A 2,152-nucleotide genomic window follows, 5' to 3' on the forward strand; every position below is an offset into this window, starting at 1 on the left:
TGTCGCCAACCCCCCGTATTTCGAGGGGCTGTCGATGGAGCCGACGCCGGTCGCCGACATCGTCGAAGCGCGGGTGCTGGCCATCTTCGGCGACTCGATCACGACCGACCACATCAGCCCGGCCGGTTCGATCAAGAAGACCTCGCCCGCCGGGGCCTGGCTGACCGACCGCGGCGTCGACGCGCTGGACTTCAACAGCTACGGCGCGCGCCGCGGCCACCACGAAGTCATGATGCGCGGCACCTTCGCCAACATCCGCATCCGCAACCGGATCACGCCCGAGATCGAGGGCGGGGTGACCAAACACTTCCCGTCGCAGGACGTGATGTCGATCTATGACGCGGCGATGCGCTACCAGTCAGAGGGCCGGCCGCTGGTCGTGTTCGCGGGCAAGGAATACGGCACCGGCTCGTCGCGCGACTGGGCGGCCAAGGGCACCCGGCTGCTGGGCGTGCGCGCGGTCATCGCTGAGAGCTATGAGCGCATCCACCGCTCCAACCTGATCGGAATGGGCGTCGTGCCGCTGCAGTTCAAGGCCGAGGGCTGGACCCGCCTGGGCCTGACCGGCGAGGAGATTGTGACGATCCGCGGACTGTCCGACGCCAACGTCGGCCGCCTGCGTCCGCGTCAGGACCTGTGGGTCGAACTGTTCCGCCCGTCGGACGGCAAGATGGCCCGCTTCCCGGTCCGCTGCCGCATCGATAACCAGACCGAGCTGGACTACTTCAAGGCCGGCGGCGTGATGCCGTATGTGCTGCGGAATCTCGCGCGCGGGCCAGAGGCGGTCGCGGCGGAGTAGGCTGCACGGGTTACGGAAAAGGAGGCCGGCGGCGCGATCCGCCGGCCTTTTCTTATCGGCCGAACACCTCGACGCCGATCTCGCCGTCGGCCGTCAACCACGCCCGTTTCATGCCCTGGCTGTTGAAGGGGTGGGTCAGGTTTCCGTCGCGGTCGAGGGCGATCAGGCCGCCGTCGCCGCCCAGGCCGCCGACGTCGTCGATCACCGCCTGCGCCGCCTCCGAGAGCGACTGGCCCGCGTCGATCCGCCAAGCCACCTGGGCGGCCGCGACGGTGCGGATGAAGTATTCTCCGGTGCCGGTGGACGAGACCGCGACCCGGCCGTCGGCCCAGCTGCCCGCCCCGGGGATGGGGGTGTCGCCGACCCGGCCGGGCATCTTGCCGAACACGCCCGCGGTCGAGGTGGCGGCGGCGAGGCGACCCTGATTGTCCAGCGCGCAGCAGCCGACGGTGCCATGGGACAGCCTGCCCTTCGGCGGGTGGTTGTCGTCGGTCTGGCCGGCGTGCGTGAACCACGCCTCCGGGTCGCCAATCGCCTCCATCCCCTGCTCGGCGGCGAACATGGCCGCGCCGGCTCCGGCCAGCAGGACGTGTGGCGTATGCTGCATCACGGCGTGCGCGACGCGGATCGGGTTGCGGAAGCCCTGCAGCGCCGCCACCGCTCCGGCTTCGCGCGTGGTTCCGTCCATCAGGCTGGCGTCCAGCTCATAGGCTCCCGCCAGATTGGGGCTGGCGCCGCGCCCCGCGACATAGAGGCCGGAGTCCTCCAGCATCGCGGTCGCCTCGACCACCACGTCCAAGGCCGACGCCCCGGCGTCCAGCCGCGCCTTCATCGCCTCCACGACCTCGCGCATGTGCGCGGCCTCGCGGCTGTAGTCCGTGCCGCGTCGCGCGCCCGCGCCGCCGTGAAGGATAAGGGCCGTCATTCCAGGTTCGTCTCCGTTCGCCCTTCCAAAGGCGCTTGGGGCTGATTAGCGTTCCCGACCGACGCGCGCCACGGGGGCGGCGGTCGCGACCGAGAGAAGTTTTGATGCGCGCAGTCCTGTCCAAGGCCGTAGGCGGTCCCGAAACGCTCGTCGTCGAGGAGGTGCTGGATCCGCGGCCCGGCAAGGGCGAGGTGGTGATCGACGTGCGGGCCATCGGCGTGAACTTCCCCGACACCCTGATCATCGAGGACAAATACCAGTTCAAGCCGCAGCGGCCGTTCTCGCCCGGAGGCGAGGTGGCGGGCGTGGTCGAGGCGATCGGCGAGGGCGTCACAGGCGTGCGCAAGGGCGACCGGGTCATCGCCGTTCCGGGCTGGGGCGGCATGGTGGAGCGGCTGGCGGTCCCGGCTGCTTCGGTGATGAAGATC

General features: G+C 70.2%; 2 protein-coding genes and 1 pseudogene. 2 read left to right on the forward strand and 1 reads right to left on the reverse strand.

The window, feature by feature from the left end; genetic code table 11:
• Window positions 1-799, forward strand: a pseudogene (locus VGB60_RS08425) (aconitate hydratase); the annotation flags it as partial.
• A 52-nt stretch (window positions 800-851) separates the two neighbouring features.
• On the opposite strand, the gene VGB60_RS08430 reads toward VGB60_RS08425, so the two are convergent.
• A complete protein-coding gene (locus tag VGB60_RS08430; RefSeq protein WP_331037824.1) occupies window positions 852-1,724 on the reverse strand; it encodes an isoaspartyl peptidase/L-asparaginase family protein in 873 nt (290 codons plus the stop codon).
• A 104-nt stretch (window positions 1,725-1,828) separates the two neighbouring features.
• Here VGB60_RS08430 and VGB60_RS08435 point away from each other — a divergent pair.
• Window positions 1,829-2,152 (forward strand): alcohol dehydrogenase catalytic domain-containing protein (locus VGB60_RS08435; protein ID WP_331037825.1); only part of this gene is annotated, 324 nt, incomplete at its 3' end.

Source organism: Brevundimonas sp. (assembly GCF_036399195.1).
GTDB lineage: Bacteria > Pseudomonadota > Alphaproteobacteria > Caulobacterales > Caulobacteraceae > Brevundimonas.

What these genes read in the sequence shown, in the direction of transcription:
- VGB60_RS08430 (WP_331037824.1), bottom strand. Translation starts at nt 1,724, where the DNA reads ATGACGGCCCTTATCCTTCACGGCGGCGCGGGCGCGCGACGCGGCACG.